Origin of the sequence: Actinophytocola sp., assembly GCF_035634895.1 — a bacterium.
Taxonomy (GTDB): domain Bacteria; phylum Actinomycetota; class Actinomycetes; order Mycobacteriales; family Pseudonocardiaceae; genus Actinophytocola.
On the sequence record NZ_DASQCC010000233.1, the window covers coordinates 1 to 18,109 of the forward strand.

At 68.8% G+C, this 18,109-nt stretch carries 19 protein-coding genes, 1 tRNA gene and 2 pseudogenes; 5 read left to right on the top strand and 17 right to left on the bottom strand.

The genetic code is table 11. The annotated features are described in order from the left end of the window. The 12 genes and pseudogenes from VET29_RS36085 to VET29_RS36140 all read right to left on the bottom strand — a co-directional run. Window positions 1–231: pseudogene (locus VET29_RS36085) on the bottom strand (hypothetical protein); the annotation flags it as partial. A 1-nt stretch (window position 232) separates the two neighbouring features. Next, window positions 233–730 (bottom strand): SigE family RNA polymerase sigma factor, encoded by a 498-nt coding sequence (locus tag VET29_RS36090; protein WP_324929314.1) that lies wholly within the window; start codon window positions 728–730, stop codon window positions 233–235. Window positions 731–857: 127 nt separating this feature from the next. Next, entirely contained in the window at window positions 858–2,489 is a 1,632-nt protein-coding gene (locus VET29_RS36095) for a cation acetate symporter (protein ID WP_324929316.1), read from the bottom strand. Next, window positions 2,486–2,821, bottom strand: a complete 336-nt coding sequence (locus tag VET29_RS36100) for a DUF485 domain-containing protein (RefSeq protein ID WP_324929318.1) — start codon at window positions 2,819–2,821, stop codon at window positions 2,486–2,488. The genes VET29_RS36095 and VET29_RS36100 overlap by 4 nt, the downstream gene beginning before the upstream one ends. 253 nt (window positions 2,822–3,074) lie before the next feature. Continuing rightward, window positions 3,075–4,772: a cation acetate symporter gene (locus tag VET29_RS36105; protein ID WP_324929320.1), complete on the bottom strand. Its 1,698-nt coding sequence runs from the start codon at window positions 4,770–4,772 to the stop codon at window positions 3,075–3,077. Window positions 4,773–4,998: 226 nt separating this feature from the next. Next, window positions 4,999–5,325, bottom strand: coding sequence for a hypothetical protein (locus VET29_RS36110; RefSeq protein ID WP_414636702.1), 327 nt, complete (start codon window positions 5,323–5,325; stop codon window positions 4,999–5,001). A 26-nt stretch (window positions 5,326–5,351) separates the two neighbouring features. After that, entirely contained in the window at window positions 5,352–6,098 is a 747-nt protein-coding gene (locus VET29_RS36115; RefSeq protein ID WP_324929324.1) for a LytTR family DNA-binding domain-containing protein, read from the bottom strand. Next, window positions 6,095–7,108 carry a sensor histidine kinase gene (locus VET29_RS36120; protein WP_324929326.1) on the bottom strand — a complete coding sequence of 338 codons (1,014 nt, stop codon included), beginning with the start codon at window positions 7,106–7,108 and terminating at the stop codon, window positions 6,095–6,097. Before VET29_RS36120 ends, VET29_RS36115 begins: the two co-directional genes overlap by 4 nt. 91 nt (window positions 7,109–7,199) lie before the next feature. Next, a complete protein-coding gene (locus VET29_RS36125) occupies window positions 7,200–8,987 on the bottom strand; it encodes a cation acetate symporter (RefSeq protein WP_324929328.1) in 1,788 nt (595 codons plus the stop codon). A gap of 21 nt (window positions 8,988–9,008) precedes the next feature. After that, window positions 9,009–9,434: a hypothetical protein gene (locus tag VET29_RS36130; protein WP_324929330.1), complete on the bottom strand. Its 426-nt coding sequence runs from the start codon at window positions 9,432–9,434 to the stop codon at window positions 9,009–9,011. Window positions 9,435–9,489: 55 nt separating this feature from the next. Beyond that, window positions 9,490–10,323 carry a LytTR family DNA-binding domain-containing protein gene (locus tag VET29_RS36135; protein ID WP_324929332.1) on the bottom strand — a complete coding sequence of 278 codons (834 nt, stop codon included), beginning with the start codon at window positions 10,321–10,323 and terminating at the stop codon, window positions 9,490–9,492. A gap of 55 nt (window positions 10,324–10,378) precedes the next feature. Beyond that, complete coding sequence (locus VET29_RS36140; protein ID WP_324929334.1) at window positions 10,379–11,212, bottom strand: S49 family peptidase; 834 nt, start codon at window positions 11,210–11,212, stop codon at window positions 10,379–10,381. A gap of 47 nt (window positions 11,213–11,259) precedes the next feature. Here VET29_RS36140 and VET29_RS36145 point away from each other — a divergent pair, with 47 nt between their 5' ends. Together VET29_RS36145 and VET29_RS36150 are read left to right on the top strand one after the other, a co-directional pair. Continuing rightward, entirely contained in the window at window positions 11,260–11,556 is a 297-nt protein-coding gene (locus VET29_RS36145; RefSeq protein ID WP_324929336.1) for a hypothetical protein, read from the top strand. 67 nt (window positions 11,557–11,623) lie between these two features. Then, window positions 11,624–11,824, top strand: coding sequence for a hypothetical protein (locus VET29_RS36150; protein WP_324929338.1), 201 nt, complete (start codon window positions 11,624–11,626; stop codon window positions 11,822–11,824). A 417-nt stretch (window positions 11,825–12,241) separates the two neighbouring features. Here VET29_RS36150 and VET29_RS36155 read toward each other — a convergent pair whose 3' ends face one another. The 4 genes from VET29_RS36155 to VET29_RS36170 all read right to left on the bottom strand — a co-directional run bounded on the left by VET29_RS36155 (window position 12,242) and on the right by VET29_RS36170 (window position 16,350). Continuing rightward, window positions 12,242–13,480, bottom strand: coding sequence for a histidine kinase (locus VET29_RS36155; protein WP_414636703.1), 1,239 nt, complete (start codon window positions 13,478–13,480; stop codon window positions 12,242–12,244). A gap of 79 nt (window positions 13,481–13,559) precedes the next feature. Further along, window positions 13,560–14,423 carry a DNA-formamidopyrimidine glycosylase family protein gene (locus VET29_RS36160; RefSeq protein WP_324929339.1) on the bottom strand — a complete coding sequence of 288 codons (864 nt, stop codon included), beginning with the start codon at window positions 14,421–14,423 and terminating at the stop codon, window positions 13,560–13,562. Between the two features lie 27 nt (window positions 14,424–14,450). Then, window positions 14,451–14,903 (bottom strand): DUF6609 family protein, encoded by a 453-nt coding sequence (locus VET29_RS36165; protein ID WP_324929348.1) that lies wholly within the window; start codon window positions 14,901–14,903, stop codon window positions 14,451–14,453. 73 nt (window positions 14,904–14,976) lie between these two features. Continuing rightward, the gene (locus VET29_RS36170) at window positions 14,977–16,350 is read right to left on the bottom strand and encodes a sigma-70 family RNA polymerase sigma factor (RefSeq protein ID WP_324929341.1); all 1,374 of its coding nucleotides are present in this window, start codon (window positions 16,348–16,350) and stop codon (window positions 14,977–14,979) included. Window positions 16,351–16,532: 182 nt separating this feature from the next. On the opposite strand from VET29_RS36170, the gene VET29_RS36175 reads away from it, so the two are divergent. After that, window positions 16,533–16,605 (top strand) — tRNA-Gly (locus VET29_RS36175). Between the two features lie 270 nt (window positions 16,606–16,875). Here the strand turns inward: VET29_RS36175 and msrA are convergent. Beyond that, a complete protein-coding gene (gene msrA / locus VET29_RS36180) occupies window positions 16,876–17,544 on the bottom strand; it encodes a peptide-methionine (S)-S-oxide reductase MsrA (protein ID WP_324929343.1) in 669 nt (222 codons plus the stop codon). A 46-nt stretch (window positions 17,545–17,590) separates the two neighbouring features. Between msrA and VET29_RS36185 the strand changes: the two genes are divergently transcribed. Next, window positions 17,591–17,893, top strand: coding sequence for a hypothetical protein (locus VET29_RS36185; protein ID WP_324929345.1), 303 nt, complete (start codon window positions 17,591–17,593; stop codon window positions 17,891–17,893). Between the two features lie 19 nt (window positions 17,894–17,912). Beyond that, a pseudogene (locus VET29_RS36190) lies at window positions 17,913–18,109 on the top strand (hypothetical protein); the annotation flags it as partial.

Genomic DNA, 18,109 nt, shown 5'->3' on the forward strand with positions numbered 1-18,109 from the left:
CGTGGTGGCGGCCGGCACCCCACCCGGACCCGGGTCGGCGGGCCTCAGCGACAGGGCACCCACCCCGGCGGCCGCGACCACGGCCACCACGCCGGCGACCGCGCTCGCCCGCCGCGCGAGGACCCGGCGCCGCCCGCGGCGGAGCACCCGGTCGAGCGTCGTGCCGGCCGGTGGGGCCGGCTCGTCGTTCAGGGTCCGCAGCGCGTGGCGCGCCGCCTCGTCGTCGAACATGTCACACACCTCGCGCCTCGACGTCGTTCGGGTAGGCCGCCCGCAACGTGGCGAGCCCACGCGCGGTCTGGCTCTTGACCGTGCCCGTCGTGCACCCGAGCGTCTCCGCGACCTGCTCGATCGACAGGTCGGCGACGAACCGCAGGACCAGCACCGCGCGTTGCCCGGGTGGCACGGCCATGAGCGCGGCTCGCAGCGCGAGCCGTTCGGCCGGCCCGGCGTCAGGTGGCGCGACCGTCTCCGGCAGCTCGGCGACGACCTGCTCACGGCCCCGGCCACGGCGTTTCGTGTCCAGGAAGACCCTGGTGAGGACGGTGCGCAGGTAGGCGTCCACCGTCTCGATCCGGATCTTCGCCCAACGCGCGTAGACCTTCACGAACGCCGACTGCGCTATCTCCTCGGCATCGGACCACGAGCCACACATGGCGAACGCGATCCGCCGAGCCCCGTCGAAGCGCGCCGAGAAGAACTCGGCGAACTCCTGATCGCGCCCTCGCACCCCGCCGACCTCCTCACGTCCCCCCTTCTACGCGGACCTCGCACGGCGGGTTGCACGCGGTCCGGAAGCCGTGTGACAGAAGAACGGCCCCCGACGACGTTGTCGGGGGCCGTTCCGGAGTGGGACGTCAGTGCGTGACCGCCTTCTCGGCGTGTGCGCCGGTCAGCGAGCGGACCTCCATCTCGGCGAACTTCGCGTCGTTGCGCTCCTTCGACAGGACGGTGCCGAGGTAGCCCAGCAGGAACGCCACCGGGATCGAGACGATGCCCGGGTTGTCCAGCGGGAACCAGTGGAAGTCGACGCCCTGCAGCATCGAGTCGCTCTTGCCGGTGTCGGGCTTGATCGGCTTGCCGGACACGGCCGGTGAGAACACGATCAGCACCAGGCACACGGTGAGACCGCCGTAGATGCTCCACAGCGCGCCCTGGGTGTTGAACCGCTTCCAGAACAGCGAGTACAGGATCGTCGGCAGGTTCGCCGAGGCCGCGACCGCGAACGCCAGCGCCACGAGGAACGCGATGTTCTGGCCGTTCGCGACGATGCCGCCCAGGATGGCCACGGCCCCGATCACCAGTGCGGTGATGCGGGCGACCTTGACCTCCTGCGTCTTGTCGTCGACCGTGCCCCTCTTGATCACGTTGGCGTAGATGTCGTGCGCGAACGACGCCGACGCCGTGATCGTCAGGCCCGCGACCACCGCGAGGATCGTCGCGAAGGCCACCGCGGCGATGATGCCCAGCAGGACCGTGCCACCCAGCGCGTACGCGAGCAGCGGGGCCGCCGAGTTCGTCTTGCCCGGCGCCGCGTTGATCGCGTCCGCGCCGACCAGCCAGCCGGCGCCGTAGCCCAGCACCAGCGTGAACAGGTAGAAGACGCCGATCAGCACGATGGCCCAGACCACGGACTTGCGTGCTTCCTTGGCCGTCGGCACGGTGTAGAACCGCATCAGGACGTGCGGGAGTCCGGCGGTGCCCAGCACCAGTGCGAGCGCGAGCGACACGAAGTCGAGCTGTGTCGTGCCGGTCTTGCCGTACTGGGCGCCCGGGTTGAGCAGCTTCTCGCCGCCCTCGCCGACCTTGGCCACGGCGTCGCCGAGCAGCTGCGAGATGTTGAAGCCGGACTTGCCGAGCACCCACATGGTCATCACGAACGCGCCGGCGATGAGCAGCGTGGCCTTGATGATCTGCACCCAGGTCGTGCCACGCATGCCGCCGATGATCACGTAGACGATCATGATGACGCCGACGACCGCGATCACCAGTGCCTGGCCGGCCTTGTTGGTGATGCCGAGCAGCAGCGCGACCAGGCCGCCCGCGCCGGCCATCTGCGCCAGCAGGTAGAAGAACGACACGACGAGCGTGGACACCGCCGCGGCCGCGCGGACCGGACGCTGCTGCATCCGGAAGCTCAGCACGTCGCCCATCGTGTACTTGCCGGTGTTGCGGAGCAGCTCCGCCACCAGCAGCAACGCGATCAGCCACGCCACGAGGAAGCCGATCGAGTACAGGAAGCCGTCGTAGCCGTTGACCGCGATCGCACCCGCGATGCCGAGGAAGCTCGCCGCCGATAGGTAGTCGCCCGAGATCGCGACGCCGTTCTGCACGCCGGTGAACGAGTGGCCCGCCGCGTAGTAGTCGACCGCCGTCTTCGACTTCCGGCTCGCGCGGAACACGATGTACAGGGTGATGATCACGAAGACGGCGAAGATGCCGATGTTGAGCGCGGTGTTGCTGCCCTCGACGCCTGCTGACAGGTTCATCGCTCGCCTCCCTCGATGTCCTCGCGGATCTTGTCGGACACCGGGTCGAGGCTCTTGTTGGCGTGCCGGACGTAGAGCCAGGTGATCAGGAACGTGGAGACGAACTGAAGCAGCCCGAAGATCAGGCCGATGTTGACGTTGCCGAAGACCTTGGTGCCCATGAAGCCATGCGCGTAGTCGGAAAGCAGCACGTAAAGCAGGTACCAGGCAAGGAACGCGATGGTCATCGGGAACACGAAGCCGCGGAGACGGCGGCGAAGCTGGGTGAACTCAGCACTCTGCTGGATCGTTTCCCAGTCGGGGCTTGGCGGGCCCTGATCGGTGGTGCTCACTGTGCCTCCAGGGATGCGAACAATGTTCTACGACCCTAGGGAGGCGTTAACACTGCGTGAATCGATCGAGGATCAACTGTCCCGTGGTGGCGACGAGCGGTCGACGAACGGCGCAATAAGCACGACGAGTGGTGTAGGTCACATTTTGGCTACGCGCTGAAATGGCAGTTCTACCAGATCGGGCGATTACGCAGCTGCCTCTATCAGGCGATTTCGAGTCACGCAGAGCTACGGACGACCGTTGGCGGCGGGCTCAGCCTCGGTTGGTCTGGGCGCGTTCGCGGAGCGTGCGCAGCCGGTCGGCGGGGGTCTGTTCGCGCTCCTCGTTGAGGTGCAGGCGAAGCATCGCGGTGCGCGCCCACGAGGCGGGCCTGCCGCGGAGTGACACGACGACCATCGTGAGGAACGCCAGCGGGACCGACCATGGCGCTGGTTGGGCGACCAGGATGGCGAGCCAGCCCGTCACCGGAACGCCGACCAGCGTGCCGGCGATGGCGCCCGACGACGTGACCAGACCGACGAGCACGCCGGACATCGCGCCGGCGACCGTGAGGCGTGACCACCAGATGCCGAGCACGAGCAGCGGGCAGAACGTGGAGGCGGCGACCGTGAACGCCCAGGTCACGAGGATGCCCGCGTCGAGCCGGATCGCTTGCAGCGCAAGGAGTACGACCACCGCGGCGGCCGCGACGGCGGTGAACCGGAGTCGCCGGAGGCCGCCGGGGAGCAGGTCGTAGGAGATGGCGCCGGAGACGACGAGCAGCAGGCCGAGCGAGGTGGCCAGGAACGCGGCGAACGCACCGCCGGTGAGCAGGGCGGTGAACATCGAGCCGGGCCAGCCGTGGTCCACCTGCGCCGGAAGCGCGACGACGGCGGTGTCGGTGGCGCCGTTGAGGTAGAGCTGCGGGACGAGGACGCGGCCGAGGACGCCGTAGATGCCGGGGAACAGGTAGAAGATGCCGAGCAGCCCGACGGTGAAGGCGGCGGTTCTGCGTGCGGCGCGGCCGTCGGGGCTGGTGTGGAAGCGCATGATCACGTGCGGGAGCCCCATGGTGCCGAGGGCGAGCGCGACGACGAGCGCCCAGGTGCCGAGGAGTGGGTGTCCCGCGTTGGCGAGGTCGAGGAGCGGGCGGGACCAGCCGTCGCCGCCGGGCCTGGCCTCGCCGCTGACCTGTGGGACCTTCGAGCCTTTCGGAAACGTGACGGTGGTGCCCTGCGGGACTTCCCAGCGACCGGTCCTGCCGTGAAAGGGCTCCTTCAGCTCGAGAGTGGTGCCGATGGTGAACTCGATGGAGGTGTCCTTGGTGAACCGCGTGAACTCGGTCGGGTTGACGGCGTCGTAGCGGGTCTGGGGGGTGACCTGAACGAGCAGCCAGATCGCCGGCACGATGAAGAGGACGAGCTTGAGTGCGAACTGGAACGCCTGGACGTAGGTGGCCGCACGCATTCCGCCGAGGGCGAGCGTGATGGCGACCCCGGCACCGGCGATCACGACACCGACCCAGTACGGGGATCGCGTGACGGCGGAGAGGACGAGCCCGGCGGTGCGGAACTGCGGGACGAGGTAGAGCCCGCCGATGACGAGGATGACGCCCGCGGTGACCCGCCTGAGTGCCGGCGAGTTCAGCCGCGCCTCGGCGAAGTCGGGCACGGTGAGCGCACCGGACCGCCGCATGGGCGCGGCGACGAGCACGAGCATGGCGATGTAGCCGGCGGTGAAACCCACTGGGTACCAGAGCGAACCGATGCCGTCCTTGACGACGAGCCCGGCGACACCGAGGAAGGAGGCGGCGGAGAGGTACTCACCGGAGACGGCGGCCGAGTTGAGCAGCGGGCTGACACGCCGGGAGGCAACGAGAAAGTCGGAGGTCGTACGCATGGCCGCGACGCCCCGCAACCCGATGAGCAGCGTCACCAGCACGACGGGCGCAACCGCGAAAGCGAGGATCATACGCTCTGACCTGCGGTTTTCCAGCCCCAGTTACGGACTGAGCAGCCCCCACCCGAACCCGGGGGCCGGCCCCGGTCCCATTCTATCGGCCGGCGGAGACAGTGGGGGGTTGTTGATCTTGCCTGTGGATTACTCGTGAGTTGTGGATTGCTTGTGGTGCACGAAAACGGGACTCGGTGTGGGTGAACGCGGGACTCGCGGGGGGTGGGGTGGACACGCCGGTGGGTCACTGGGTGTCGTCCTCGGTTTGTTCGGCTCGGTGGAGTTGCCAGATCGCCAGGGCGGTCAGGGCCGGGTACGGGAGGACGGCCAGGGCCAGCCACGAGATCGGAATGCCCAGCAGGCGGATCGTGTCCAGGGCCGGGAACGCGGCGAACAGCAGTGGTAGGCCCAGGATGCCGGCGAACAACAGGGCCAGTGGGGCTGCCGCCAGTCGCAGTTGCCGGCGGTGCAGGTCCGCTGCCCGGGACTCGCCTGCCGCGTCCAGTTTGGGGACGCGCCAGCGGCCCCTCGCTCGCCGCCGGGAGTGGGCCAGGCGGGTTTGGGGGCTCATCACCGCCACTCGTCTGCCGCCGGGCATCAGCGGTGGTCCAGTTGGCCGGTTTTGGCCGCCAGTAACAACTTCTCTCGCAGGTCCCGCGCGTGGCGGCGGGAGACCGGCACGTCGCCCAACTCCGTGTGGGCCAGCAGACCCCCCACCGAGTCGCTGCGTAACTCGCGGACGGCGTCCAACGCCACCAGGAAGCTCCGGTGCACCCGGACGAAGCCGGCCAGCGCCCAGTACTCCTCGAGCCGCGAGATCGGCATGCGCACCACGTGGACGCCGGACGTCGCGTGCAGGCGGACGTAGTCGCCGTGCGCCTCCACGTACCGCACTTCCGTTCTGCGGACGTACCTCGTCCTGCCCTCCGACTCGACCGGCAGCGCCGCCATCGTGTCTGGGGCGTCCGACGCCGGTCGGGCCTGTAACCGGTTCACCCGGGCAAGCGCCTCCGACAACCGTTCCGCCCGCACCGGTTTCAGCAGGTAGTCGACCGCGCCGATGCCGAACGCCGCCACGGCGTGTTGCTCGTACGCCGTGACGAACACGATGACCGGTGGCTCGTTCAGGCGCGCCAGCAGGGACGCCAACTCCAGGCCGTCCAGGCCGGGCATGGAGATGTCCAGGAACACCGCGTCGTAGTGGTCGCTCTGGATCATCCGCAGGGCGGACAGGGCGTCGGTGGCCGTCGCGACGTCCATGACCTCGGGGGACGCCGACAACAGGCGGCGCAGCTCGGCCAGAGCCGGCGGCACATCGTCCACCGCCAGTACCGAGAGGGTCATGGCATCACTCCCGGCTGGAACCGGGGAATCCTGACGACCACGCGGGTTCCCTCGCCCACCGCCGTCTCGATCACCAGGCCGTACCATGGGCCGTAGACACTTCTGAGCCTCCGGTCCACATTGGCCAGGCCCACGCTGTCCGTCCCGCCACGGCCCGCGAGTATCTCCTCGGCCAGCGCCGGGTCCATGCCCACGCCGTCGTCCTCCACGCTGATGACACAGTCGTTGGCCTCCGCCTCGCCTCTCACCTGGACGTGGCCGGTGCCGGCACGTGGTTCGATGCCGTGGCGGACCGCGTTCTCCACCAGAGGCTGCAGCACCAGGTACGGCAGCGCTACCGCAAGTACCTCCGGGGCTACCCGAACCTGCACTTGTAGACGGTCCCCCAGCACCGCCCGCTGCAGCGCCAGGTACGTCTCGATCGCGTGGAACTCGTCCGCCACCGTCGTGTACTCGCCGTGTTTCGCCAGGCTGTAACGGATGTAGTCCGCGAAGTCCAGCATCAGCTCACGAGAGCGGTCCGGATCGGAGCTGACCAGTGCGGCGATCACGGTCAGTGCGTTGTAGACGAAGTGCGGCGAGATCTCCGCGCGCAACGCCCGCAGCTCGGCCTGTGCGGCCAACTCGGCCGACGCCTCCAGCCGGCCGCGCTCCAGCGACTCCACTACCCAGGCCGCCGCCTCGCGGACCGCGGCGCGGTGCGACGCGCCGGCGACCACCAGGACGCCGGACAGTTCGTGGTGGACGTGCAGCGGCACCGCCACCAGTGGGGAGCGGCCCTCGCGGGTCTCGCCGTGCAGGACCTTCTCGACCAGGGCGTTCGCGTCCGCGTAGAACGGCGGCTCGGCCGGGGCCCACACGACCTGGCCGGAAAGGTCCGCCAGGCCGACGAAGTCGACGGACAGCAACCGGCGGATGCCGCGGGCGGCCGACCGCACGCCGGCGCCCGACAGACCGTCCTTGAGCTCCTCGGCGATGTGCCGAGCCATGCTCAGCACCGACACCGCCATCAGGAGGCTCCCATCGTCCGCGACCGGGGGTCCGCCTGGAGTTTAGTGGCGCGGGTGTCGAATTCGCCGGTTCGCTCCCTGCGCGATTCGGCTACTTTCGATGCCGGCCGTCCGCCAGACGTGCCCGTTCCTCCGCAGTGCCGAAGCTCGCCACCGCGCGGTCGCGGGTCAGGCCGAGGCCGTCCGGGGCATGCATGCGCAGGCGGACCTGCGCCACGTCCGGCGGGATCTTCGACGGCGTCATCTTGCTCACCAGCAGCACGGTGACGAACGCCGCCGGCACGGTGATGATCGCCGGCTGGGTGATCACGCCGGGCGCCCAGTTGCCGGTCAGGCTGCTGATCGTGCTGATCACGAGACCGGCCAGCACCAGGCCGCCGCCCACGATCATGCCCGCCATCGCGCCGACCCACGTCAGCTTCCGCCACCACACGCCGAGCACCAGGATCGGGCTGAACGTGGACGCGGCCAGCGCGAACGACATGCCGACGGTCAGCGAGATGTCCGACTGCCGCACGGCGATGGCCAGTGCCAGCGGGACGCCGCCGGCCACCGCCGTCGCGAACCGGAAGTCGCGGACCCGGCCACGCAGCACGTCCGTCGACAGCACGCCCGACACGCTCATCAGCAGCCCGGACGACGTCGACAGGAACGCCGCGAACGCGCCGGCCATGGTGATCGCGCCGAGGATCTGGCCGCCGAGGCCCGGCACGATCTTGAGCGGTAACGCCAGGACGGCCGTGTCGGTCCTGCCGTCCACCAGCAGCTCCGGCACGTACAGCCGGGACAGCACGCCGAGCATGATCGGGAACAGGTAGAACAGCGACAGCAGCACCAGGACGTGCAGGGTCGTGCGCCTCGCCGCCCGGCCGTCCGGGTTGGTGTAGAAGCGGACCAGGACGTGCGGCAGTCCCATGGTGCCCAGGAACAGCGCGAGCATCAGCGAGTACGTGGTGAACACGCTCTCCGAGGTGGACGCCGGCGCGAACCAGCTCGCGTTGTCGGCGACCGCGCCGTCGATCACCGGCACGGACGAGGCCTTCGAGAAGTGCATCGTCGTGCCCGCCTCGACCTCGTGCCTGCCGGGTCCCCAGTACACCGAGCCGTTGACGACGGCGCCGTCGATCGTGCCGCGGGCCGCGAACTTCACGGTGTCCTTGACCTGCAGGATGACGGGTGTCTGCACCGAGATCGTGCTGGCGGTCGTGAACGTCGGCGGCAGCGGCTCGGACAGGCTCGTCATCTCACCGTCGCGGAGACCGCCGTTGCCGACGAACAGCACGCACAGCACGAGCGTCGGCGCGGCGATGGCGAACAGCTTCAGCCAGTACTGGAACGCCTGGACCACGGTGATGGCACGCATGCCGCCGCCGAAGACGTTGATGATCACGATGATCGCCACGACCGCCGAGCCGACCCAGTTCTGCACCGGCAGGATCCGGGCCAGCGCGAGCCCGGCGGCCTGGAGCTGCGGGACCACGTACAGGATCCCGATGAAGACCACGAAGACCGCGGCCAGGCCACGCAGCGCACGCGAGCCGAGGCGTGCCTCGCAGAAGTCCGGGAGCGTGTAGGCACCGGACCGGCGCAGCGGCGCGGCGACGAACAGCATCAGGGCCAGGTAGCCGGCCGTGAAGCCGATCGGGTACCAGAGTGCGTCGGCGCCGTCCTTCAGCACCAGGCCCGCGACGCCGAGGAACGACGCGGCGGAGAGGTACTCCCCGGAGACCGCGGCCGCGTTGCGGCGCGAGCGCACGGTGCGGCGGGCGACCAGGAAGTCCTGTGTGGTGCTGGCCAGCCGGGACGCGCGCCAGCCGACCACGAAGGTCGCGGCGGTGACCGCGAGGACCCCTGAAAGGGCCCAGATCTCTGCGCTCACCTGTCCTACTAACCGTCGCCGCTACTTCTCCACCATCGCCACGAAGTCACGTTCCTGGCGTTCGGCCTTGTGGTTGTACCAGTAGCCGGCGGCGAACAACAACGGGAACGGGGCGAGTCCCATAGCCAGCCACGGCAGGCGGACGCCCGCGACGGTGACCTGGGTCAGCTGGGGAAGGAAGAAGAAGAGCGCGGGCAGGGCGGCCAGGATCAGCATCACGACGAGCCACGCCCCGGCGGCGGCCTTGAACTGGGCGCGGATCAGCTGGCGGACCAGCTCCTCGCCGTAGCTGGTCTGCTCCTCCAGCTCGACGACCGTGCGCAGGCGGGTGACGGGGGCACGGGAGTCGGCGAGCACCACTCGCTTGCGACGGGGCTTGGTCGGCGGGTCCGAGTAGGTCCGCGGGCCGTTCTCCTCACGACCCGGTCCCGCCAGGTGCTTGCTCACGATCTCACCTCGGCATGAAGGTCGGGGTGCGCATGACTCGCTCCGCAAGCATCACTCATAAGCCGCCGCGCCGCACGATCCGGTCCTTCAGCTCTCTGGTGTGCCGGCGGCTGACGGGAAGCTTACGCTCGTCGTCGCCGATGACCACGTGGTAGCCGTTGCCGCCGAGCTGCAGCTCGGTGATCAGGTTGATCGGCACCAGGTACGAGCGGTGGATGCGGACGAACCCGGCCTTCTCCCAACGCTCCTCCAGCTGCGCCAGCGGGATCCGCACGAGGTGGGAGCCGTCCGTGGTGAACAGGCGGGCGTAGTCGCCCTGCGCCTCCACCCAGCGGACGGACGAGCGTGGGATGAGCTTGGTGTTGCCGGCGAGCTCGACCGGGATGACCTCGTCGTCGGCCGACTCGGACGCCACCTGCGGCGCCTCGCCGACGAGACCGTCGCCGCGCAGCTTGGAGATGACGCGCTGGATGGCCCGGTCCATGCGGGTCTGGTCACACGGCTTCGGGATGAAGTCGACCGCGCCGAGGTCGAACGCCTCGACCGCGTCGTTGCCCTCGCCGTGGCCGGTGATGAAGACCAGGACCGGCGACGGCTTGAACCCGGCCAGCACCTTGGCCATCTCCATACCGGTCAGGCCGGGCATCTTCAGGTCGGAGAAGACCGCGTCGACGATGGGCTTGCCGGCGTTGCGGCGGGCGACCAGGTCCTCGTCGTCGCTGCCGAGATGCCGCAGGGCCTCGGTCGCGTCGAAGGCCTTGATGACCTTCCGCACGTAGCGGTTGCCCTCCAGCCGCTCGACCATCACGTCCATGCCGTCCTTCTCGTCGTCCACGGCCAGGATGACGAGACCAGGGGTGTTCATTGAAGTACTCACGGTGATGTGCATCTTGCCGATTGGCAGGACGGGTTGTCCATGGTGTTACCCCCTGCGGGTGACTGTCCTAAAGACCGTAACGAGACCAGAGTGCGCGTTGCTCGATGGCGGTGAGCAGTGACTGCGCCGCGCCGCCGATGCCGAGCCGGGCGAGGAGCGGCCGCTTGGGCTCGGCCACGCTGATCTCGGCCTCCGGATAACGTGCGGATAGCACGGCCCGCAGGTTGCCGACTCCGTCGACCAGGCCGATCTCCTTGGCCTTGGCGCCGGTCCACACCTCGCCGGTGAAGAGGTCCTCGCCGACCAGCCGGTCTCCACGGCGTGCCTTCACCCACGACACGAACTGCTCGTGCAGCTGTGCCTGCAGGCCCTTGAGCCATTCGACGTCCTCGTCCTTCTCCTGCTGGAACGGGTCGAGGCGAACCTTGTGGGGCCCCGCGGTGTAGACACGTCGCTCGACACCGAACCGTTCAAGCAGGCCGTTCAGCCCGAACCCGGCGGTGACCACGCCGATCGAGCCGACGAGCGAGGAGGAGTGGGCGTAGATCTCGTCGGCGGCACAGGCGAGCCAGTAGCCGCCGGAGGCCGCGACGTCCTCGCAGAAGGCGATGACCGGGACCTTCTTGCGGTCGGCCAGCTCCCGGATCCGCTCACTGACCAGCGCCGACTGCGTCGGAGCGCCGCCAGGCGAGTTGATGGCGAGCGCGACCGCCTTCAACCGCTCGTGGTCGAAGGCCTTGACGAGGGCCTGCTCGACCGTGTTGATGTTGATCGTGCCGCGCGCGGCCAGCGGCGACGGGCTCGGGGTGATCACGCCGTGCAACTTGACCACGGCGACGACGGGCTTCGTCGTGCCCCGGCTGATGGGCAGTCGCGCGGCGAGCTTGTCGGTGACGCTCATGAGACAACCCTACGTATCCCTCGGCAGTCCGCACGCTCATGTTCTGTATGGGGACGGAAGTGCGCTGGCGGGCGTGGCTCGGTGTCGGGGACGAGTCGCGGTTCTCCCAGATAGACGTTGCCGAGTTCGCCACCTGTTCCGCGGCGTGCGCCTGGGTGGAGCGGCGCCTGTACGCGGAGTGGACCCGACCCGGGTTGGCGGTGTTCGGATCGGTCGACCGGGGGGTCTACCGCGCGGAGCCACCCGAGATCGCGCCGCACTGGACCCTGGACCCGTACTCGGTCGGCATGGACGCCGACCTCGTGGACGGACGCGTGTGCTGGCGCCGCCCGAGCCCGAGGTAGTCGTGAGACACTGGCTCCGACGTGACTACCGAGTCACTCGGTGAGGTTCCGCGTAGGAGGTGGGTGCGTGACCGCAGAGCACGTTGGACCGCAAGACGTGCCGCCGCCGCGCGGGCGTGCGCTCGTTGACGAACTCCTCCGGCAGAAGGATGTTCAGCCGATTCTGACGGCCGAGGATCCGAACGGTCGCGAGATCTTCGAGACCGACGAGGAACTGCACGATTTCGTCGAGTACACCTACGCCGCTCGTCACTCTGAGCTGACGTAATGTAACCGGGCGTGGACCCGTTCGTACTCGATACCGACGTGGCTTCGCTCCGTTTCAAGGGCGAGCTGCCTGTGCCGCTGTTCGCGCGCCTTGCCGGCCGCAGTCCGTTGATCACCTTTGTCACCCATGCGGAACTGACGAAGTGGGCCGATCTGCGCGATTGGGGAGCGACCCGACGGGCCCGGCTGGCGCCCTGGCTCGCCGGAACGGTCGTGCTGCCCGGCACCGAGGATGTCTCCGCCGCATGGGGCCGCATCTCGGCCTCCGCTATCCGACGGGGCCGACCGCGGCCGGCCAACGACACCTGGATAGCCGCATGCTGTGGTCTACGAGCTTCCCTTGGCCACGCTCAACGTCAGGGACTTCGTCGACTTCGTCGAGTACGACGGCCTCACCATCATCACCGGCTGAGCAAGGTCAGCTCGCCGGCTGGCCTGCCTTGGCCTCCTCGCTGAACTTGGGGAGGTCCGGGCGTACGCCCGGGAAGAACTTGGGGACGCGCAGGATCACCTTCATGCCGGCGCCGGGGGCGGTCTCGGCCATCAGGGCGTACTCGTCGCCGAAGACGGAGCGCATTCGTTGGTTGATGTTGCCGATACCCACGTGTGAGCCGGTCTTGTGGGCGTCTCTCAGGTCGGCGAACAGGCGGTCGGCGTCCATGCCGACGCCGTCGTCCTCGACGCTGATCATGGCCTCGTTGCCGTTGTCCTGGGCCACCACCGTGACGGTGCCGCCGCCCGGCTTGGGGGAGATCCCATGCTGCACCGCGTTCTCCACCAGCGGCTGGAGCACCAGGAACGGGACCACCACCGACAGCACCTCCGGCGCGATCTTGATGCGGACGTTCAACCGTTCCGCGTAGCGCTGGCTCTGGATCGTCAGGTAGCGGTCGATGTTCCGCAGCTCCTCCGCCAGCGTCGTGAACTGGCCGGAGGTGCGGAACGAGTACCTCGTGAAGTCCGCGAACTCCTGCAGCAGATCCCGCGCCCGCTCCGGGTCCGTCCTGATCAGGGAGCTGATCGAGTTCAGCGCGTTGTACAGGAAGTGCGGCGAGATCTGCGCCCGCAGCATCCTGACCTCGGCCCGCGCCAACTGCTGCTTCGACTCGTCGAGCTTCGCCAGTTCCAGCTGGATGCTGACGAACTGGGCGACCTCGTCGGCGGCCCGGATGAGTCGCTTCGAGTCGACACCGCCCACCACGATCAGGGTGCCCTCCACCTGCCCGTCGGGGATCAGGGGGACGATCACCGCCGTGCGCATGGGGCAGCGGCCACGTCGTGCGCAGCTCAGGTTCGTGTGGTGGATGTGTGCTCGCTGACCGTTGCGGATGGCCACGTCTATGGCGCCGGTCAGGTCGGGGTAGTGCTCGTTGGCGCCGCCGGCCCACGACAGCAGGCGACCGTCGGCGTCCGTCATGCCGATGGCCACGCACTTCAGCATCTCCAGCAGGTGCTTGACCGCCTCGTCGGCGGCCTCCTCGGTGAGTCCGCCACGCAGCTCCGGCGCCGCCTTGGACAGTCGCTGCACCGCGTCGAGCACGGCATCGTCGACCGATTTGTCCGACTTACGGGAGCGAATCCAGAGGACGAAGAAGGTGGCGGCGACGAGTATCACGATCCCGGCCACTATGGCGCGTTCGGTTAACTGGTCGGTCACCCGTCAATGCTCCGGCCATAGGGGGTCCCCTGGCAAGGGACGGTGACAGAGGAGCAGTGCCGCACGAAGTTCACGGTGGCTATTTCAGCAGCCTGGACAGCCGGCGGTCGGCCAGCGGCTTGCCGCCCGTCTGGCAGGTCGCGCAGTACTGGAACGCCTTGTCGGCGAACGACACCTCGCGTACGACATCCCCACAGACCGGGCACGGCATGCCCGTCCGGCCGTGTACCCGCAGGCCGGAGCGCTTCTCCCCCTTCAGCCGCGCCGCGTGCTGGCCGACGGACCGCTCGACCGCGCCGGTGAGGATCTCGCGCATCGCCGCGTACAACTGGTCCAGCTGGTCGTCGGTGAGCTTGCCGGCGGTCGCGAACGGAGACAGCTTCGCCATGTGCAGGATCTCGTCCGAGTAGGCGTTGCCCACCCCCGCGAGGATCCTCTGCGTGGTCAGGGCGTTCTTCAGGCGCTCGGTGCGCCCGCCCATGACCTCCGCCAGCTCGTCCCGCGTGACCGCCAGCGCGTCCGGGCCCAGCGCGGCGATGCCGGGCACCTCCGCCGGGTCCTGGACGATCCAGACCGCCAGGCCCTTCTTCGTGCCCGCCTCGGTCAGGTCGAAGCCGGGGCCCTGACCGGGTGGGCCCAGGTGCACGCGCAGTGCGAGCGGCCCCTTGCCCGGCTTCGGCGGCGTCGCGGACAGGTTGTCCGCCCAGCGCAGCCAGCCCGCCCTGGCCAGGTGGATGATCAGGTGCAGGTCCCCGACGTGGACGTCCAGGAACTTGCCGTGCCGGCCCGCGCCGGTCACCTCCTTGCCGTGCAGCTCCGTCCACGGCGGCGTCACGGTCTTCAGCACGGACAGCGAGGCGACGTCCAGCCGCGCCACGGTGCGACCGACACCGTGCTCGCGGATGTGCTGGGCGAGCGCCTCGACCTCGGGTAGTTCTGGCACGGCCCCAGTCTTGCCCGATTTCCGCCGTCACGCCACGGGCTGCAGCGGTCCCTCGATGCCGGGCTGCGAGTCGTGCTGGATGCTCTTCGCGATCCGGTTGAGCTGCGAGCGGGCGTTGAAGACGCCACGCACCGTGCCCGTCCAGCGCTCGACCGGCTCGCCCTCGCCGTTGTCACCGGTCTCCGCGACGACCGTCCACGGCCGGCGCAGCGCCCAGCGTGCGGGGAAGAACAGGATCGCGAGCACGATCAGCAGCCCCAGCCACAACATCCTGCCGTTCCACGGCGCGACGACGTCCTCCGGAATCGTCGACACCAGCACGATCGTGAGCACGATGATCAGCGTCAGCAGCACGAACGCGGACGTGTTCCCCACGCTCACGTCGTGCTCGAAGTCATCCGCGGTGGCCGGCTGACGCCACTCCATAGTGCTACGCAAAGTCCACACACGGTCATCACGACCGCGCACCGTGCGCTCCATCATTCGACTGCCTCCGAGCCAGGCAACATCAACTTCAATGATGGCGCATCGGAGGCTCGCTGTCAGGCGCCGGTCAGGTGGTTGGTGTGGTGGCGCTGTGTGCTCGCCCCTGTTTCGGCTCCGTGTGGCTCGTGCTCGTGGTGGTCGTGCGGGTCTGGTCCAGCGAGTTGACCTCGGTGACCGTGGTCGTCTCCTGCACGAGCGTGTAGTCCTCGTACTCCTGGCTGTAGGTCTCGGTGGTCGTCTCGCTGTAGACGACCGGCGCGGTGTCGTCGTAGACCGCCGCGCCGGACGACGTCGGCGTTTCCTCGCCACGGGCGCCGTCGGTGGTCGCGTCCACGGCGCCCGGCGCGGCCGAGGTCGTGGGCGGCGCCGCCGAGGTCGTGGTGGTGACCGGGGCGGGCGCGGACCGCTGCTTGCGAGCCTTTCGTGGATGCTCGATCGTGTCGTTCCGTGAGCCCTCTGGCACGTCGATCGGCTGGAGCGGACTGACCGGCTCGAGCTGCATCTCGATGGCCCGCTTGCCGGCGAGGTCCAGTGGCGCCGGCCTGTCGGTGGCCCAGGGCGTGAGGACGAAGCCGAGCACGCCGATCGCGGCCGCGGACGTCGCGGCTAGAACGGCCTGGAACTTCGTGCTCGCGAACAGGCCCTTGACGGCCGCGCCGACCTGCCAGCCGCCGACGGCGAGCACCGGCACGGCGGCGATGCCCTGGTTCGGGTGGAGACCGGTGAAGACGTCCCGCAGCTCGTCGTGCATCGCGGCACAGGGTGCGCAGGTCGCGAGGTGGGCGCGGATGCGGCGCCGCTCGATGCCGCTGGTGGTGCCGGCGGTGTAGGCGCCGAGCTTCTCGAGGACCGACCGGCAGCCGGTGGCGCTGCGCTCGGCGGCGAGGTGGGCCTGCAGGTAGGCGGCGCGGAGCCCCTGTCTCGCCCGGCGGGCCAGCGCGGCCGTCGCGTTGGGGCTGAGGCCGAAGTTCGTGGCCACGGCCGCCGGGCGCTGGCCCTCGACCTCCATCTTCCAGAGCACCTTGCGCCAGCGTTCCGGGAGGCTGGTGAACGCACGGCGGATGAGGTTGCGCTCGGTGAACTGGCCCATGGTGTCCGGATCGGACGGGGCGCGGTGCGTCAGCTCCTCGTCCGAGACGGGCATCTCCCGGCGGCGCATGGCCCACTCCCAGGCCACCCGCCGCACGACGATCAGCAGGTAGCCGCGGACGTTGTCGACCGGCCCGGCGCCACGCCGGATGGCCTGCAGCACGCGGAAGAACGCCTCGGCGGTGAGGTCGTCGGCCTCGGCACGGTCGCCCGCCAGGTTCAGCGCGAGCCGGAACACCGCGGCGGAGTGCCGGGAGAAGAGCTCGCCGAAGGCCGCGTCCTCACCGGCACGGAGCCGTTCGAGCAGGGTCCGGTCCCCGTCCTCGGGGGCTTCCACAGCCTCGCTGGTCACGCCACCTCCTCCCGACCGCCACGGGATGTGGCTCAACATGCCACAGTCGGTTTCGCGTACACGGCAAACGTTAAGAACGTTAAGACGATACCGACGATCGGCGTGGGCCAATCGGGTCAACTCGACCGGATGTTCGGCCCTATCCCGTGGACTTCCAGCCATCCGGTAGGCTTGGCGCCGTTGCGGACGTGGCGCAGCTGGTAGCGCATCACCTTGCCAAGGTGAGGGTCGCGGGTTCGAATCCCGTCGTCCGCTCGCGAGTGGGTGCCCTCTGTTCGCGGAGGGCGCTCACCTTTCTCGCTCGCCAATCTTTTGGGGGTGCAACCCCCAAACCCCGCCCGGTGGGCTTCGCCCCCGGACCCCTCGCCGGGGTTGCTTCCGCCGGGATTGCTTCCGCCCCGGACCCCTCGCCGGGGTTGCTTCCGCCGGGGTTGCTTCGCCCCCGGGACTGCTCGGCTCCCAGCCTTGCCCTGGTTGCTTGGGGCGTTTGTTGGCTGGGGGCGTTGTTTGTTTTTGGGTTGGGGGTTATTTGCTTTCGATGTTCAGGCCTGTGGGGCAGGTTACGCCGGTGCCGGCTAGGCCGCAGTAGCCGTTTGGGTTTTTGGTGTCGGAGAGGTATTGCTGGTGGTAGTCCTCGGCGTAGTAGAAGGTGGTTAGGGGGGCTATTTCTGTGGTGATTTCGGTGTGGCCTGTTTGGGTTAGGGCTGACTGGTAGGTGGTGCGGCTCTGGTCGATTGTGGTTTTTTGGGTGTCTGAGGTGTAGTAGAGGGTGGAGCGGTACTGGGTGCCTACGTCGTTGCCCTGGCGGTTGCCTTGGGTGGGGTCGTGCTCTTCCCAGAACACCTTTAGGAGGGTTTCGTAGGTTACGATTTTGGGGTCGTAGGCGACCAGGACTACTTCTGCGTGGCCGGTCTGGCCGCTGCATACCTCTTCGTATGTCGGGTTTTCGGTGTAGCCGCCTGCGTATCCCACTGCGGTGGTCCAGACGCCGTTGGTTTGCCAGAACAGGCGTTCGGCGCCCCAGAAGCAGCCCATGCCGAAGACGGCCACCTCGATGCCCGCTGGGAACGGTGGGGCGATCGGGCGGTCCGTGAACACGGCATGTGCCGACGGGATCGGCATCTTCGTCGCTCGGCCCGGGAGGGCGTTGGCGGCCTCCACCGGGCGGGTCTTGTCGCGTCCGAACAGCACCATGAACTCCACTCTACGTACGGCAGCCGGCCGTGGTACCAACAAAGGCATGAGTTGGCAGGATCGGCTGAGGGACCTCGGCGAGCGGCTGGTGTCCGGCGAGATCACCACCGCCCGGTACCGCACCGACAGCGAGGCGATCCTCGCCGAGGCGGACCAGGAGGCAGCGGCCGCGACACCACCGACGCCATCAGGTGAAACAGGGCGGGACAAGGTGGCTATTCCCGTGTCCGCGGCCTGGGAGGCGCCCTCCGGGGAGATGACGCAGATCGTGGGCACCGACGACAAGACCACCGTGGTCAGCAACTCGATGGCGGACCGGCTCGGCCAACCTGACGACCCCCAAACCTGAGATTGGCTAACGTGCACGTGTGACCGCTGGCCCGACGAACGACCTACCGCCGGTCCATGAGGCGTGGCTGCCCCGCGAGCACTCGCTCCACCGGCCCCGGCACGGCAAGCGCCAGCTCACCGCCCTCGTCAGCGCACTCGTCTTCTTCGCCACCCCGGCCCTCATGTGGATCTTCGGCATGCGGGCCGACGAGATCGAGAACCACAGGCTCGCCTC